Origin of the sequence: Neorhizobium sp. T7_12 (assembly GCF_002968535.1) — a bacterium.
In the GTDB taxonomy this organism is placed as follows: domain Bacteria; phylum Pseudomonadota; class Alphaproteobacteria; order Rhizobiales; family Rhizobiaceae; genus Neorhizobium; species Neorhizobium tomejilense.
This window is the reverse complement of record NZ_PVBK01000002.1, coordinates 569,432-585,197: the sequence shown is the minus strand read 5'-3', so window position 1 is coordinate 585,197 and position 15,766 is coordinate 569,432. Positions and strand designations below refer to the sequence as shown.

Sequence of the window (15,766 nt, the reverse complement as noted above, 5' to 3'; positions counted from 1 at the left end):
AGTTAGATCATGTCCAGGTTCAAGTCCGATTTCCTCCACACGCTCGACGAGCGCGGTTTCATCCACCAGGTCTCCGACGAGACCGGGCTCGACGAACTGTTTTCCAAGGAAATCGTCACCGGCTATATCGGCTTCGACCCCACGGCGCCGAGCCTGCACGCCGGCAGCCTGATCCAGATCATGATGCTGCACTGGATGCAGAAGACCGGCCACCGGCCGATCTCGCTGATGGGCGGCGGCACCGGCATGGTCGGCGACCCCTCGTTCAAGGACGAAGCCCGCCAGCTGATGACCATTGACACGATCGAAGGCAATATTGCTTCGATCAAGCGCGTCTTCTCGAACTATCTCGCCTATGGCGAAGGTCCGAAGGATGGGCTGATGATCAACAATGCGGACTGGCTGCGCAGCCTCAACTACCTGGAATTCCTGCGCGACGTCGGCCGGCACTTCTCGGTTAACCGGATGCTGTCGTTCGAAAGTGTCAAGACGCGCCTCGATCGCGAGCAGTCGCTGTCCTTCCTGGAATTCAACTACATGATCCTCCAGGCCTATGACTTCGTGGAACTGGCCAAGCGGACCGGCTGCCGACTGCAGATGGGCGGCTCTGACCAGTGGGGCAATATCGTCAACGGTATCGACCTCGGTCACCGCATGGGGACGCAGCAGCTTTTCGCGCTGACTTCGCCGCTCCTGACCACGTCTTCCGGCGCCAAGATGGGCAAGTCGGCGACTGGCGCCATCTGGCTCAACCCGGATATGCTGTCGGCCTATGATTTCTGGCAGTACTGGCGCAACACCGAGGATGCCGACGTCCCGCGCTTCCTGAAGCTTTACACGACGCTGCCGATGGACGAGATCGCGCGACTTTCAGCGCTCGGCGGCTCGGAGATCAATGAGGTCAAGAAGATCCTCGCAACCGAGATCACGGCCATCCTGCACGGTCGCCCAGCGGCGGAAGAAGCGGCAGAGACCGCCCGCAAGACGTTCGAGGAAGGCGGGCTTTCCGAAAACCTGCCGTCGGTCGAGGTTCCCACCGCCGATCTCGAAGCGGGGATCGGCCTCCTGTCGCTGATCGTGCGCGCCGGTCTTGCCGGTTCGAACGGTGAAGCGCGCCGTCACGTCCAGGGCGGCGCGGTGCGCATCAACGACCAGGCCGTCAGCGACGAACGCATGACCATCGGCACGGGCGAGATCACCGGCGACGGCATCATCAAGCTCTCGCTCGGCAAGAAGAAGCACATCCTGGTGCGCCCGGCCTGAAACCGCTCTCCTCGGCAATGAATTGAAACGGGCCGCTTTCGCGGCCCTTTTTATTGGAATTCAAAGATCTGGCGGAAAATGCCGGGCGCGATCAGCGACAGCGGGTTGACGGTCAGCCTCGGCTTTTCGAACGGGCCTTCGAGCTTGAAGGTGATGCCGAGCAGGCCGCGGTCGCGGCCATTGCCGAGAATGGCGCCGATCAGCGGCAGCTCGCCGAAAAGTCGGTTCAGGCCGTAAGCCGGCATGAATGTCCCGGTCATCTCCATATTGCCCTTGGAATCGCGCACCAGGCCCTGGAAGGTCGCACCGATCTGCTCGCCGCGCACCACGCCGTTTTCTATGGCGAACGAGCCATTGCGATAAAGCAGGCTTGCAAAACCGCGCTGGAATTTTGCCGAATTGACATCGATGTTCTTTTTCGTGGCCGTATTCAGGCTGCGGCCTTCCTGATCCGGCGTCGCCACGAGAGACTGGAGCTTGGTTTCGTTGACCAGCGCGAAATTGCGCAGGTCGATCGCACCGGTCCAGGCATCGCCCTGCGCCTTCAGGCGCAGGTTCAGGAGCCCGCCGCGCATGTTGTCGTAGAGGTTCATGAAGCGGATGATAGCGCCCGCATCGCCGCTGGTGATCGAGATCGTGTCGCCTGCATTCATCTCGCTGACGACCGCCTGACCGCTTTCCGTCGAGCCGGAAAAATCGGCCGTCGAGATATTGCCGCCGCGGCTTGAAAACAGGAACGACACGTTCGAGAGGGTCTGGTCGTTGAAGCCGATCATGCGGTCGAGCTTGCCGCGCACGGTGGCGTTGCTCGTATCGTCGTCACCGCGCTTGGCGCCGCTGCCGCTCTTTCCGCCTCCGCGGATCTTGGTGACGACAGGTCGCATATCGACGACGGAGCCGCTGATCGAGACGTCGAAATTACCCTTGGCGCGTTTGACGCTCACCGCATAATTGTCGGACGGCGAGAGCTGCATATGCGAGAAGTCCGCCGACGTCAGGCTCCCGCCATTGAGCACGAAGCTGCCGCGTGCGCCAAAACCGTCGCCGGAGAGTTCGAAGTTGCGGATATCGGAACGCCCTCCGGTGTCAGACAGCTCGAACTGCGCCTTTGCTGGAATGCCGCCGCCCTTGGTCCAGCCGAGCCACGGGATGGAAAGCGTCGCCCGGCTGAGATCGAGCGAGACTGTCTGACGGTTTTCGTCGATCCGCGTCAGCTGAGCCGTCACCGTCCCATCAATGACATCGGAAAGGCCGGGAGCGAGTTTTTCTCGCTGATCGTTGTTGAGAACGGTCTTGATGATCCGCTCGCGCTTCGTCGGAGAGCCCGGACCGACGGGTTCGACCAGCGTGATATCGGCCGGCACATCATCGATCTTTCCTTTGGCGCTGAGCCGTGCCGTCAGGTTGTCGATGTCGAGCATGCCATCCAGATCGCCGATCTTGCGACCTGAAAATTGCGGGCCGAGATCGACGCCTTCGAGAGCGACATGGGCGTTCCAGGTGGGCTTCGGCGGGTTGTGCGCCAGGATCAACCCCATGTGGGCCTTGAGATCGACGCGCGCATGGCCGGTAAAATCCTCCGGCTTGAATTCGGTCCCCTTCAACGCGTTGATCGGCCGGAAATTCGCAAGCTCGGTCATCGCGTCGGCAGGTCCGGCAATCTTGAGCGAAAGGTCGGCCATCAAAGGCTTGGCATAGGTGGACGGGATCGAGAACCGGCCGCCTTCGACGGCGACGAAACGACCGGACGGGAAGAAGGAGGAGGCGCGCGCGACATCGACCTGCATCACCTCGCCCTTCAAATCAAAGCGGCCGTCGATATCGCGCAGCGGGGGCACGTCGCCTGGCAGGTTGATCCGGGCATTGGCGAGATCAAAGCCGATCTGCAGCTCGTTCTTGTCGAGCTCCATCGGAATGCCAGGCCCCTTCATCCGGCCGGCCGGAATGAAGACGGCGATCGAACCGTTGGTAATGGTGCCGCCGAACATATTGTCCATCACCCAGTCGCGCGGTTTCCGCGCCATCCAGAACGGCCAGAGCTGTTTGACCCCGGTCACTTCCATATGCGGCAGCTGCGCCCCGAAACTGATCTCTGGAGACTGGTTGCCGAACCGTACCTTCAGGGAGCCGGCCATGCGGCCAAGGGGGCTGGAAACCGCCATTTCATCGAACTGAAGCTCGCGATCCGCCCACAGGTAACGCCCGTTCGCCTTGAGATCGAAGCGCGCAGGCTGCTCGCTTGTCGTGGCGCCGACGGCCGTCGCCCCGCTAATCAGAACGTCGAGGCCGAAACCGGGACGCTTGTCGTCCGGGTTGAGCCTGTCGAGATCGATCATGGCGCCCGTGAACGGCAGGATGGTCGGGCCAAAACGGGCATCGGATTTCAGCAGCTCGATAGAATTCTTCGAAAAGTCGTAGGCGACGTTGATATTGGCGCCGCTCAAGGTCTGTTGGATGCCGTCGAAATAGAAGTGGCCGGGCGACTGGCGAAGGGTCGCGGTGATAGCCGGCTTTACGGCCTCGCGTGAGCGAACCGCCGAAAGATCGAGATCGAGGGAGCCCTCGATCCCCTCGCGCGGCCGGCCATCCTCGGTTCGCTGCAACATGAAAGATGTCACCTCGAGGCCCGTCAGTTTGGCCGAGAGTGACGAGGTGACCCCCTCGACGGTCTTCGAGGCTGCCACGAGAACCGCCTTGCGACCGTTGAGGCTGATCGCACCGTTGATCTCGACCTCTCCTTCGGCGCTGCGCGTCAGCTCGAGATCGTCGACGACCAGCGCGATCGGCTTGCGTCCGGGTGCTGCCGGCAGCAGGATTTCGATACCGGCGATGCTGACGGAGCCCGTCCCGGTTCGCTCGATGAGCGCGCGGGCTTCGTCGAGACGCTGGAAAATCTCTTCCAGCAGCGCCGGCATGGCGTCGATGCGGACTTCCGAGATCGGCAACGGATCACCGGAGGGCAACTGCGCGGTGTCGAGACGGATATGTTCCGCCTCCATATGCTTGATCGACACCCGGCCGCCGAGAAGCGCCAGCGGATCGACCGCCATGCGCATGGCGCCCGCGCGGCTCAGATGTTGGCCGGTCGCCTGTTCGACGATATCGACGTCGCGTGCCTCCAGCGCAAGGCGCAACCTCGAATCGAATCGGATGGCGGTCGAGCCGACTGTGGCCACGTAACGCGGACCGATGGCGTTGTTGATGGCGCTCTGGGCGCGCGACGAAAGTGTGCTGTCGACCATGCCGCCCTCGATCGCGAAAACGGCGCTGCCGATCGCGAGAAACACCAGCAGGAGGAAAAGCAGCACAGTCTTGCCGAATCGCCTGCCCCGCCGGCTTGGCAGCGGGCAGTGCACGATGATCGGATCCTCGACCTGTGCGGAAGGCAATTCATGCAGCGGAACGAGTTCTTTCCGGCTGAAACTGACCCTTTCTCCGCGAATTTCCGACATCAGGCTGAGGACTCGTCTTTCTGCAATGGTATTCGGACCGGGCGCGACCGCTCTGGACGTCGCTCGGGCGAATATATACCGATTGCGGCAAATATCACTCACGATACCGGCGAAAGAAAGGAAATCCATGGCCAACCTGACCATTGGCGACATCGCACCGGACTTCGAACTTCCACGCGACGGCGGCGGCACCGTTTCCCTCAAGGCTTTTTCGGGAAAACCCGTCGTCCTCTACTTCTATCCCAAAGACGACACCGAGGCCTGCACCAAGGAGGCGATCTCGTTTACGGGCCTTTTAGCCGATTTCGAAAAGGCCGGTGCGCCGGTCATCGGCGTATCGCCCGACAGCGTCAAGAAGCATGACAAGTTCGCCAAGAAACACGCGCTTTCGGTCATTCTCGCGGCCGACGAAGACACTTCCCTTGCCAATCTCTACGACGTCTGGAAGGAGAAGAGCATGTATGGCCGCACTTATATGGGTGTGGAACGCACGACCTTCCTGATCGGTGCCGACGGGCGCATCGCCCGGATCTGGTCGAAGGTGAAGGTAAAAGGGCATGCCGAGGAGGTGCTAGAAAGCCTCAAGGCGTTGTAAGGCAGGAGACATCGATGGCGGGCGAGTTTTCGATCACGTCGCTTCGGGGCGGCGCAACGGCGGCAATCCTGTCGGCCGATCTCGATATCAAGACGCGGCTGGCGCAGGAGACCGCCACCCGCTGGTTCGAGCGGCGGCTGTCGCTCCGCTCGCCGCTCGATCCGCCCCTGCCCGAGCGGCCCGGCCGGCCGGCAAAGCCCGAGCTGGTGCCGCCGAAGGCAGTTGGCAAACGTTCGCTGCACACCGTCAACGGCCGTATCGCGACGCTGCATGCGATCGCCCATATCGAGCTCAATGCCGTCGACCTGGCGCTTGACATCGTCGCCCGCTTTGCGACCGAGCCGGTGCCGAACTCCTTCTTCGACGGATGGATGCAGGTGGCTTTCGAGGAGGCCAAACATTTCCGGATGGTGCGGGCTCGGCTGAACGACATGGGCGCCGACTATGGCGACATGCCCGCCCATGACGGTCTCTGGCAGGCGGCCCATTCCACCCGCAACGACCTCACCGCCCGCCTCGCCGTCGTGCCGCTCATTCTCGAAGCCCGCGGGCTCGACGTAACGCCATCGCTGCAGGCGAAGATGCGCGAGACCGGCGATCTCGAAAGTGCAGCCGTTCTCGACGTGATCTACAATGACGAAAAGGGCCATGTGGCGATCGGCGCGAAATGGTTCCGCTTTCTGTGCGCCCGCGAGCGCAAGGATCCGGCCGCGACTTTCCAGCAGCTGGTGCGCGCCAATTTCCGTGGATCGCTCAAGGCACCGTTCAACGATCTCGCCCGGGCCGAGGCGGGCTTGACGCCATCATTCTACAGGTCGCTGACCTCCACCAGCTACGCCTGAACGCCTCGATTAAAGCGTTCGTTAACCATATCCATGTGTAATCCCGACAATGGGAACAGCGGCCGGACCGAGTCGCATCTCCGGGAGATCCGCGTGGCGAAGGGAACCGAAAACCGGGTGTTTGGGAAGCGGGCGCCTCAGCACGTTCTCATTTTCGCCAGCGGTGAAAAGATCCGCCACATGACGATCCGGCCCTGGATGGCCGCGTTGACCTTCTGTTTTCTCGGCGTTTTCGCGATCGGCTATCTCGGTGCCACCTCCTATCTGGTCATCCGCGACGACCTGATCGGCGCGACCATGGCGCGGCAGGCTCGCATGCAGCACGATTACGAGGATCGGATCGCCGCGCTGCGCGCTCAGCTCGACCGCATCACCTCGCGCCAGCTTCTCGACCAGCAGGTGGTCGAGCAGAAAGTCGAGAAGCTGCTGGAACAGCAGAACGCCCTCTTTTCGCGCCACGGCAAACTTGGTTCTCTTCTGAACCGCGCCGAGGAGTCCGGTCTCACGACGCCGGAAACACCGACGCCGACCGTGCTTCAGCCACCGGCCAAGGAACGCCAGGCTTCGCTTTCCGGTGGCAGCGGTGGCGTCAAGGCGATCGAGAAACTCCTCTCCGGCGAAACCTCCGCCACGCCGCTCCAGACGTCGACCGCGCTTGGTTATGCGCCGTTGCGCGAAAACATCGCCGACAGGGCCGATCGGGTCTTCTCCAGAGTGACGCTGTCGCTGAAGAACATCGAGAAGGAACAGATTGCCAAGATCGCCAACCTGACGACGGGCGCCTCGGAAACCGCAGATGCGATCGCCGCAATCCTGAAGCGGACGGGCGTCGAGGTGGCATCCGCAGACAAGGTGACGGAAGACGCCACGAGCGGCGTTGGTGGCCCCTATGTCGCACCGCAAACCCAGATCGGTGCCTTCGATGCCTCGCTCGACGAACTCGATGCCGCGCTCAGCCGGCTGGAAGCCGTGCGCGAGACGGCGCGCGATCTGCCCTTCGGCAATCCCGCCCCCGGCCGTCCGGTCACCAGCCGCTACGGCAACCGCATCGATCCATTCCTCGGCCGGCTTGCGCTGCATGCGGGCATCGATTTTCAAGCCTCGACCGGCGACGACGTGAAAAGCACCGGCGCCGGCAAGGTGGTTTCGGCCGGCTTCACCAGCGGTTACGGCAACATGGTCGAGATCGACCATGGCCAGGGCATCGCCACACGCTACGGCCATATGTCGAAAATCCTGGTGAAGGAAGGTGACGAAGTGGCTGCCGGAGACGTGATCGGCAAGGCAGGCTCGACCGGCCGCTCCACCGGCCCGCACGTCCACTACGAGGTCCGCCGTGACGGCAATCCCATCGATCCCGTGCACTTCCTCAATGCCGGCATGAAGCTCACCACCTACCTCAATTAAGGTAAGCTGTCGGCCAAAAGGCAATCCTTTGCCGGCGGAACGATAGCCGGCTTGCCCCGCGAGCATCTTCATTCACCAATCCGGTGGCCAATCGCCTTGCTTTCCTTGACTTTTGGACATTTTGGTCCTATGTCGCGGGCCAGTTGTCGAGCAGCCATGCATCGACTCCCATAGTGTTCGTACAGAACCGGAACGGAAACAGAATTCCCTTTGACCACATTTGCTGATCTTGGCCTGAGCCAGAAAGTCCTCTCCGCTGTCACAGACGCGGGTTATACGATCCCCACGCCCATCCAGGCAGGGGCGATCCCGCATGCTCTGCAGCGCCGCGATATCTGCGGCATCGCCCAGACCGGCACGGGCAAGACGGCCTCCTTCGTTCTCCCGATGCTGACGCTTCTGGAAAAGGGCCGCGCCCGCGCCCGCATGCCGCGTACGCTGATCCTCGAGCCGACCCGCGAACTCGCCGCCCAGGTCGCCGAAAATTTTGAAAAATACGGCAAGAACCACAAGCTCAACGTCGCGCTTTTGATCGGCGGCGTTTCCTTCGACGACCAGGACCGCAAGCTGGAACGTGGCGCCGATGTGCTGATCTGCACGCCCGGGCGCTTGCTCGACCATTGCGAGCGCGGCAAGCTGCTGATGACCGGCGTCGAGATCCTCGTCATCGACGAGGCCGACCGCATGCTCGACATGGGCTTCATCCCGGATATCGAGCGGATCGCCAAGATGATCCCCTTCACCCGGCAGACGCTGTTCTTCTCGGCCACCATGCCGCCGGAGATCCAGAAGCTCGCCGACCGCTTCCTGCAGAACCCGGAACGGATCGAAGTCGCCAAGCCTTCGTCGACCGCCAAGACCGTGACGCAGCGCCTCGTCGCTTCGCACAACAAGGACTATGAGAAGCGCGCCGTGCTGCGCGATCTCATCAAGGCCCAGGACGATCTGAAGAACGCGATCATCTTCTGCAACCGCAAGGTCGACGTCGCCGACCTTTTCCGTTCGCTCGAGCGGCATGGCTTCTCGGTCGGCGCGCTGCATGGCGACATGGACCAGCGTTCGCGCACGACGATGCTGCAGAATTTCCGCGACGGCAATATCCAGCTGCTGGTCGCCTCCGACGTCGCCGCGCGCGGCCTCGACCTGCCGGACGTCGGCCACGTCTTCAACTTCGACGTTCCGATCCATGCGGAAGACTATGTCCACCGCATCGGCCGGACGGGCCGCGCCGGCCGTTCGGGCCGCGCGTTTACCCTCGTCACCCGCTCCGACACCAAATATCTCGCTGCCATCGAGAATCTCATCAACGAGAAGATCGAATGGCTGAACGGCGACATTTCCGCCCTTCCGGCGCCGATGGAAAGCCATGAGAGCGAACGTGGTGGTCGCAAGGGCCGGGATCGTGATAAGGAGCGCGGCCGCGGCAGACGAAGCGATTCGGGACGTGCTGATTCTGGGCGCGGGGATTCGAGTCACAAGGCTGACACGAAGATTCAAGATAATCCGATTGAAGCAGTCGAAGAGGCATTTGTGGAAGCTAGGGTGGAAACCGTGAAACCGGAACGCAAGGCAGACAGGAAGCCGCAGAACAGTGGCGGCAACCGCAACTCGCGGCCGACACCTGCCCCGGCACCCGCAAACGACGACAATCGCGAGCGTCGCCAGCGTTACCACCGCGATCACGACGACGGCCCTACCCCGATCGGCTTCGGCGACGATATTCCGGCTTTCATGCTGATCGTCGCAAACGGCGGCAAGGCTTAATACTTCCGTGCTTACGCCCGGCGTTGATTTCCTTGGCGTCGGTGCTGGGCTGGTGATTCTGCGCGACGACGGCAAGGTTCTGCTTTGCCGTCGCCTCAAGGCGCCGGAAGCGGGCTTCTGGAACATTGTCGGCGGCAAGGTCGATCCGATGGAACCTTCCTCGGAAGCCGCCCGCCGCGAGGCGGAGGAAGAAACCGGCCTCACCATCGGCAACGTCGATTTTCTCTGCATGGCCGAAGAGATCATCGAGGCCGACCGGCAGCACTGGGTGTCGCTGATCTACGTCACCAAGGATTTCACCGGCGAACCTTCGCTCACCGAGCCCGACAAACTGTCGGACATCGGCTGGTTCGACCCTCACAACCCGCCTCAGCCGCTTTCTGCCTTTTCTGCCAGGGCCTTTTCATATCTCCCAAAATGAGTGCAAACGAAAACCGCTCCGGAGAACCGAAGCGGTCGACTTGATGAAATCATTTTGACAGAATTTCCGGATGCAAGCTTGCCGAGAGATTCGGCGGCCGACGTCCCTCAATATGCGGTGAACGGTATGTGCTTCGGACCCTGTCGGGCAAGATGCGAAATCTAGCACTCAGGGTCGAATTTCAGGATTTGGAGTTGGCGCGCACGGCCGCGTCGAATGCGAGCCGCACCCATTTGCGCATCTCGTCGGGATCGTCGAAAGCGTCTTCCGGCACCGACCAATAGGGCATCAGCACCGGTTTCCCCTTCTTTCCCTCATAAGACCATTGCCTGGCGCCAGCCGCTTCGAATTCCGGTGCGCTGACGGCATCCACCTTCAGCATGATCTCGCCGCGCAGATCGATCGCGACGATCAAACCATCGTGATAGATGCCCTTGCCGCCGAACATGCGGCGGATCGAGACCGGGCCGAGCCCCTCGAACATTTCCTCGATGTCGGAATTGTCCATTCGCCTACCTTTTCAAAATCCCGCCGGCGGCCGTCACCGCCTCCGGCGTATCCACGTCCAGATGCGCGGCGGGACCGATATCCACGTCGATCACCGAAAGTCCGGAGTTTTCGATGATCGCCCGAGCCCCGACATCGCCTTCCAGCCGCAATACGGCATCGAAAGCGATTCGCGGGAGAATGATCGGGTTGCCGCGCTTTCCGTCCGAGACCGAACGGACCACGACACCGCCGCCGGCCTGCCGGAAGGCGGCGATCAGCATGTTCAGATGCTCCGTGGTGACGCACGGCATGTCGGCCAGCATGACCAGGATGCCGTCCTTCTGGGCCAGTTCCGGATTGGAGAAACCGGCAACCAGCGAACTTGCCATGCCGGAGGCGTAGTCCGGATTGAATTGAGAACTGATATCGAGGCCGGTCAGCGCGATCTCGATCTCGTCGCGCCGATGACCGGTCACGGCGACCACGGGCGAGGCCTGCGAGGCCAGCAGGATACCGGCGGTGCGGCGGACAAGCGGAATGCCGTCGAACTCGGCGAGCAGCTTGTGCGGCCCGTCCTTGCCCATGCGCCGCGCCTGGCCAGCAGCAAGCATCAGGGCACCGACAGACAATGTCGCCGCCTTTTCCGCCGTGGCATCGCGCGGGCGCGGGCGGGTCGGGATCTCCATCAACAGACCGCCGACGCCCATGCCGGTGATATCGAAGGAGGTCGGCGTCTCGCCGGCCATCAGCCGGTTCAGCACCCAGTCGAAACCGTTTTCCTTCGGGGAACGCGCGCAGCCCGGCGCGCCCAGCACCGGAACCTTGCCGATCCGCCCGAGAACCAGGAGATTGCCGGGGTCGACAGGCATGCCAACCTGATCCACCTCACCGCCCGCGCGGCGGATGGCGGCGGGAATGACGTCGTCAGGATCGGCCACAGCCGAGGCGCCGAAGACGACAATCATAGCCGGCTCATTAATTTCCTCCAGCCGAAGCCGCTGAAGAACCTCGGTAAGGCGTTCGGCGGAATGGGGAATGCGGATCTCTTTTATTAGCCGACTACCGGACGGCGCGAGCCTTTGCTCCAGCAGCTTGGCGGTGCGGTCCATGACCGACACTTTCAGCGAGGCAAGCTCCGTCGCGATCAGCGTCACCGCACGGGGACTGAAGGCCTTTACCTCGAAGGCGACCGATTCTGCCAGCAGTGCCACGGCTTCCGCGACCTTTGCCCCACCAACGGCGAGCGGGATGATCTTGACGGTCGCCACCATGTCGCCGGCGCGCACCGCCACATGATCGGCAAGACAGGCGAGCGTGATCGCCGGATCGATGCGATTCAGGGCGTCCACCACGGTCTTGTCGGCGACAAAAAGCCCATCCACCTTGGCATAGATGTTGACGCGGCCGGTGGTCGCTTCCGAGAAACGCAGATTGTCCGGCTCGATCGCATCGGCGATCGCCTGGGCCGCGTCGTCCTCCAACATGTCGCCGAGATCGAGCCGGACCGCGACGACGGATGCGACGCCTTCTTCCGAAAGCCGGGCGATATCCTCCCGCGAGAGAAGTTGCCCCTTCGACATGCGGCCGGCGGCCAGCCTGATACTGTGTGCCAGCACCACGCCTTCAGCTTCGCCGAGTTCGAACGTCCCATATCTCATGGCGTCACCCCGCGGTGACGAGATCGCGCCGGCGGAATGCCTGGACGATCTGGGCCAGCGTGGCGAGCGCGATCTCGGCAGGGCTCGCGGCCCCGATGTCGAGGCCGATCGGAGCGGCTATACGGCCGATCTCGTTGTCGGTGCGGCCCATTTCCTTCAGCCGCTCCACACGCTTCGCATGGGTTTTCCGGCTGCCGAGCGCGCCGACATAAAAGCACCCGACCCGCAGCGCTTCGGAGAGCGGGAAATCGTCGATCTTCGGATCATGGGTAACGGCCGCCAGTGCCGTATAGGCGTCCAGGGGATGATCCTTCAACACGTCTTCCGGCCAGTCGGCGATCAGCTCGACACCCTCGAAACGTTCCTCGGTCGCAAAAGCCGTGCGCGGATCGATGATCGTCAGGTCATATCCGGCGACTGGGGCCAGTCGTGCCAACGCCTGGCTGATATGCACTGCGCCGATCACCACAATGCGCGGCGGCGGCAGGTGCACGTTGAGGAACAGCGACCGGCCTTCGACCTCGACAGTTCCCGCCTTGCCGTTGCGAAACGTCTTGGCGATCTCCTCGTCAAGCGGAACGGAGGCGGCCTCGCCCTCCAGGACGACCCGCGTGTCATCGCTGGCAAGATCGGTGACGACTACGGCAGCCGTGCGGGAGCGCCTGGCGGCGTTGAGTTTCGTCAGTACCTCGAGCTGCATCAGCCGAGCCTTTCCACATAGACGCGGATCCGGCCGCCGCAGGACAGGCCGACCCGCCACGCGGTCTCGTCGGCAACGCCGAATTCCAGCATTTTCGGCGCACCGCTGTCGATCACGTCGATGGCCTCCGTGATCACAGCGCCTTCGACGCAGCCGCCGGAGACGGAGCCTTCGAAATTGCCCTCGCCGTCGATGACGAGATGGCTGCCGGTCGGCCGCGGAGCCGAGCCCCAGGTCTCGATCACGGTTGCAATCGCCACGTTGCGGCCGGCCTGCTTCCAGCTCTCGGCGGTCAGCAACGGGTCCAGAATTTCGGAAACAGTCATGCGACCCTCCTCATGTCCAAATAGCGCCGCGGGTCCGCGGCCTTTGTATGATCATCCGACAATGCAATCGCCAAATCGGCAAGCGAGCGCAGGTTATGGACGGCGCGAAACTCGTCCACATGCGGCAGCATGGCGCGTACGCCGCGCGCCCGGGCCTCGAAACCATCGAAGCGCAACAGCGGGTTCAACCAGATCAGACGGCGGCAGGAACGGTGCAGCCGGTCCATTTCCCTTGCCAGTTCCTCGACGCCCTCCCGCTCAAGGCCATCGGTGATCAACAGCACGACGGCGCCCTGCCCCAGCACGCGGCGGGACCAGAGCCGGTTGAATTCGGCAAGCGTCGCGCCGATCCGCGTTCCGCCGGACCAGTCGCGCACCGCATCCGTGCAGCCCGACAATGCTTCGTCGGGATCGCGGCGGCGCATCTGGCGGGTGACGTTGGTCAGCCGAGTGCCAAACAGGAAGGTATGTACCCGGGTGCGTTTTTCGGTCAGCGCATGCAGGAAATGCAGGAAGATCCGGGTGTACTGGCTCATCGAGCCGGAAATATCGGCGAGCACGACCAGCGGCGGCGGGGCCGTCTTTCGCTGGCGGAACCGCGGCAAAATGAGATCGCCGCCGCTCTTCATCGCCTGGCGCATGGTGGCGCGCGGGTCGATCCTCGGCGGGCGGCCGGACGGCCGGAACCGCCGCGTCACCACCTTGTCCAGGGGCAGAGCGAGCTTGACCAGCTGGCGCCGGGCCTCGGCCAGTTCGGCCGCGCTCATCTGGGCGAAATCCATGCGCTTGAGGATTTCGCCGGCAGAGGTCGTGAAGCGGGAGTCGATTTCGATCTCCGGCGGTTTCTTGCGGTTCGGGGTCTCCGGTTGATCGGCGGTCAGCGCCTCGCTGACGCGGGTGGCGCCGGCCTTCTGCTTTTCCCTCTCGCGATTGTCGGCAGCCTTGGGCGACATCATCGCGATCATCTTGCCGACCAGATCGCGGGAACGCCAGAACAGGCGAAAGGCCTCGTCGAAGACAGGTTGGTCCTCATGGCGCTTGACGAAGACGGCCGACAGCGCCGCGTGGAATTCCTCGCGCGAACCGATGCCGATCGCATCGACCGCGGCAATCGCGTCGCCGGCAGCGGCAGGCCCGGTCTTCAGCCCGGCACGACGCAATACGCGGGAAAAATAGACGAGATTGTCGGCGAGCCGGCCCTCATCACCAGACCTCCCCAGACCGAACCCTGCAACGCCGGCCGAAACCGGGGGCACGATCATTCCGTCGTCGCTCAAGCCTGCCATGGCCCCTATCCTGCTGCCAGAAGTTCGGCCTTCACTTCGGAAAGCACCCGTTCGCCCTCACCGCCTTTGATGCGGGCGATATCGTCCTGATATTTCAAGAGCGTGCCGAGCGTATCGGCGATCGTTTCCGGATCGAGGGCGATCCGGTCGAGCTCGGTCAGCGCCGTCGCCCAGTCGATGGTTTCGGCAACGCCGGGGTTCTTGAAGAGATCGACTGTCCGCAGCCTCTGCACATAGGCAACCACCTGCCGCGACAAGGTTTCCGAGCATTGCGGCACCTTGCGGCGGATGATCTCCAGCTCCTGTGCCGCATCCGGATAATCGACCCAGTGATACAGGCAGCGCCGCTTCAACGCGTCATGGATCTCGCGGGTGCGGTTGGTGGTGATGATGACGATCGGCGGCTGCTCGGCCTTGATCGTGCCAAGCTCCGGGATCGTCACCTGGAAGTCCGAAAGCACCTCCAGCAGGAAGGCTTCGAAGGCCTCGTCCGTGCGGTCGAGCTCGTCGATCAGGAAGACCGGCGCCGGACCACCCGGCTGGCCAAGCGCCTGCAGCACCGGCCGGCGGATCAGGTGGCGTTCGGAAAACAGGTCCGCCTCGATGCGCGAGCGATCCTTGACGCCCGATGCCTCCGAAAGCCGGATGTCCAGCATCTGGGCCGGATAGTTCCACTCGTAGACCGCCGAGGAGATATCGAGGCCCTCGTAACACTGCAGCCGGATCAGTGGCCGGTTCAGAGCCTTGGCCAGCGTCTTGGCAATCTCGGTCTTGCCGACGCCGGCTTCGCCTTCGAGGAAGAGCGGGCGCTTCATCTTCAGCGCCAGGAAGATCACCGTGCCGAGCGAGCGTCCGGCAAGATAATCTTCGGCGCCCAAAAGCGCGATCGTCTCGTCGATCGAGGTCGGTAGAGCGCTCGTTTTTCCTTCAGGCATAATCACACCCTTTCAAACGGCATCCTATAAGCTGCGAAAGCCGCGATCCAGATAGATGAGCGAGGGGTTCGCCTCGCCGAAATGCATGGCCTTCACCTCGCCGAACATGACGAAATGGGTCGAAACTCGTTTTATGTCGGTCAGCCGGCAATCGAAGCTGACGACGGCGTCGGCCAGCACCGGAGCGCCGGTCACCAGCGTCTTCCAATTTCCGAGCGCAAACCGCTCCTCGGCGGGAATGCCGCTCAGGCCGGCAAACCCCGTTGCCAGCGCCTGATGATGCGCCGCCAGCGAATTCAAAGCAAAGACGCCGCTCCTCTCGAAGATGGCATTGCTCGCGTTGCTGCCGTTCAGGCAGACGAGCACGGTCGGCGGGTTGTCCGAGACCGAGCAGGCTGCCGTCACCGTCACGCCGCGCCGCACGCCTTCGAATTCCGTCGTTACAACCTGGACGTGGCCAGCATATCGTGCCATGCCGTTCCGGTAGTGGACGGGATCGAGGAAAGGCTGGTCCGTCAAAGGCATCTCTTGAAAGGCATCGGGGACTGCTGTCAGTCCCGCATTACTCTTTGAGATATGGTGGCAAAAAACCTTGATGTCCACCGGAGTTGCGGCTTTTTACTTCGAC

The 15,766-nt window shown here is 62.7% G+C and carries 14 protein-coding genes; 6 read left to right on the top strand and 8 right to left on the bottom strand.

Features of this window, described 5'->3' with window-relative positions; translation table 11 throughout:
* Nucleotides 1-9: 9 nt before the first annotated feature.
* On the top strand, nt 10-1,263 hold the full coding sequence (gene tyrS / locus C5J26_RS08815; RefSeq protein ID WP_105401379.1) for a tyrosine--tRNA ligase: 1,254 nt from the start codon (nt 10-12) through the stop codon (nt 1,261-1,263).
* Nucleotides 1,264-1,313: 50 nt separating this feature from the next.
* Here tyrS and C5J26_RS08810 read toward each other — a convergent pair whose 3' ends face one another.
* Entirely contained in the window at nt 1,314-4,715 is a 3,402-nt protein-coding gene (locus C5J26_RS08810; RefSeq protein WP_105401378.1) for an AsmA-like C-terminal domain-containing protein, read from the bottom strand.
* Nucleotides 4,716-4,842: 127 nt separating this feature from the next.
* Here C5J26_RS08810 and C5J26_RS08805 point away from each other — a divergent pair, with 127 nt between their 5' ends.
* The 5 genes from C5J26_RS08805 to C5J26_RS08785 all read left to right on the top strand — a co-directional run bounded on the left by C5J26_RS08805 (nt 4,843) and on the right by C5J26_RS08785 (nt 9,744).
* The gene (locus C5J26_RS08805) at nt 4,843-5,310 is read left to right on the top strand and encodes a peroxiredoxin (RefSeq protein WP_105401377.1); all 468 of its coding nucleotides are present in this window, start codon (nt 4,843-4,845) and stop codon (nt 5,308-5,310) included.
* Between the two features lie 14 nt (nt 5,311-5,324).
* Nucleotides 5,325-6,152 carry a ferritin-like domain-containing protein gene (locus tag C5J26_RS08800; RefSeq protein ID WP_105401376.1) on the top strand — a complete coding sequence of 276 codons (828 nt, stop codon included), beginning with the start codon at nt 5,325-5,327 and terminating at the stop codon, nt 6,150-6,152.
* 93 nt (nt 6,153-6,245) lie between these two features.
* Nucleotides 6,246-7,559 (top strand): M23 family metallopeptidase, encoded by a 1,314-nt coding sequence (locus C5J26_RS08795; protein WP_105401375.1) that lies wholly within the window; start codon nt 6,246-6,248, stop codon nt 7,557-7,559.
* A 210-nt stretch (nt 7,560-7,769) separates the two neighbouring features.
* Complete coding sequence (locus C5J26_RS08790) at nt 7,770-9,323, top strand: DEAD/DEAH box helicase (RefSeq protein WP_105401374.1); 1,554 nt, start codon at nt 7,770-7,772, stop codon at nt 9,321-9,323.
* 7 nt (nt 9,324-9,330) lie between these two features.
* Nucleotides 9,331-9,744 carry an NUDIX domain-containing protein gene (locus C5J26_RS08785; RefSeq protein ID WP_105401373.1) on the top strand — a complete coding sequence of 138 codons (414 nt, stop codon included), beginning with the start codon at nt 9,331-9,333 and terminating at the stop codon, nt 9,742-9,744.
* A gap of 181 nt (nt 9,745-9,925) precedes the next feature.
* Here the strand turns inward: C5J26_RS08785 and C5J26_RS08780 are convergent, their stop codons facing one another.
* From C5J26_RS08780 to C5J26_RS08750, 7 genes are read right to left on the bottom strand one after another with little or no spacing between them, the layout of a single operon-like run.
* Nucleotides 9,926-10,252, bottom strand: a complete 327-nt coding sequence (locus tag C5J26_RS08780) for a TfoX/Sxy family protein (RefSeq protein WP_046636385.1) — start codon at nt 10,250-10,252, stop codon at nt 9,926-9,928.
* 4 nt (nt 10,253-10,256) lie between these two features.
* Entirely contained in the window at nt 10,257-11,891 is a 1,635-nt protein-coding gene (locus tag C5J26_RS08775; RefSeq protein ID WP_105401372.1) for an NTP transferase domain-containing protein, read from the bottom strand.
* A 4-nt stretch (nt 11,892-11,895) separates the two neighbouring features.
* Nucleotides 11,896-12,591, bottom strand: a complete 696-nt coding sequence (locus C5J26_RS08770) for an XdhC family protein (RefSeq protein ID WP_105401371.1) — start codon at nt 12,589-12,591, stop codon at nt 11,896-11,898.
* Nucleotides 12,591-12,917, bottom strand: coding sequence for an XdhC family protein (locus tag C5J26_RS08765; protein WP_105401370.1), 327 nt, complete (start codon nt 12,915-12,917; stop codon nt 12,591-12,593). The genes C5J26_RS08770 and C5J26_RS08765 overlap by 1 nt, the downstream gene beginning before the upstream one ends.
* On the bottom strand, nt 12,914-14,179 hold the full coding sequence (locus C5J26_RS08760; protein WP_245441128.1) for a VWA domain-containing protein: 1,266 nt from the start codon (nt 14,177-14,179) through the stop codon (nt 12,914-12,916). Before C5J26_RS08760 ends, C5J26_RS08765 begins: the two co-directional genes overlap by 4 nt.
* 29 nt (nt 14,180-14,208) lie before the next feature.
* Complete coding sequence (locus C5J26_RS08755) at nt 14,209-15,138, bottom strand: MoxR family ATPase (RefSeq protein ID WP_105401368.1); 930 nt, start codon at nt 15,136-15,138, stop codon at nt 14,209-14,211.
* 24 nt (nt 15,139-15,162) lie between these two features.
* Complete coding sequence (locus C5J26_RS08750) at nt 15,163-15,663, bottom strand: flavin reductase (RefSeq protein ID WP_105401367.1); 501 nt, start codon at nt 15,661-15,663, stop codon at nt 15,163-15,165.
* Between the last annotated feature and the right edge of the window lie 103 nt (nt 15,664-15,766).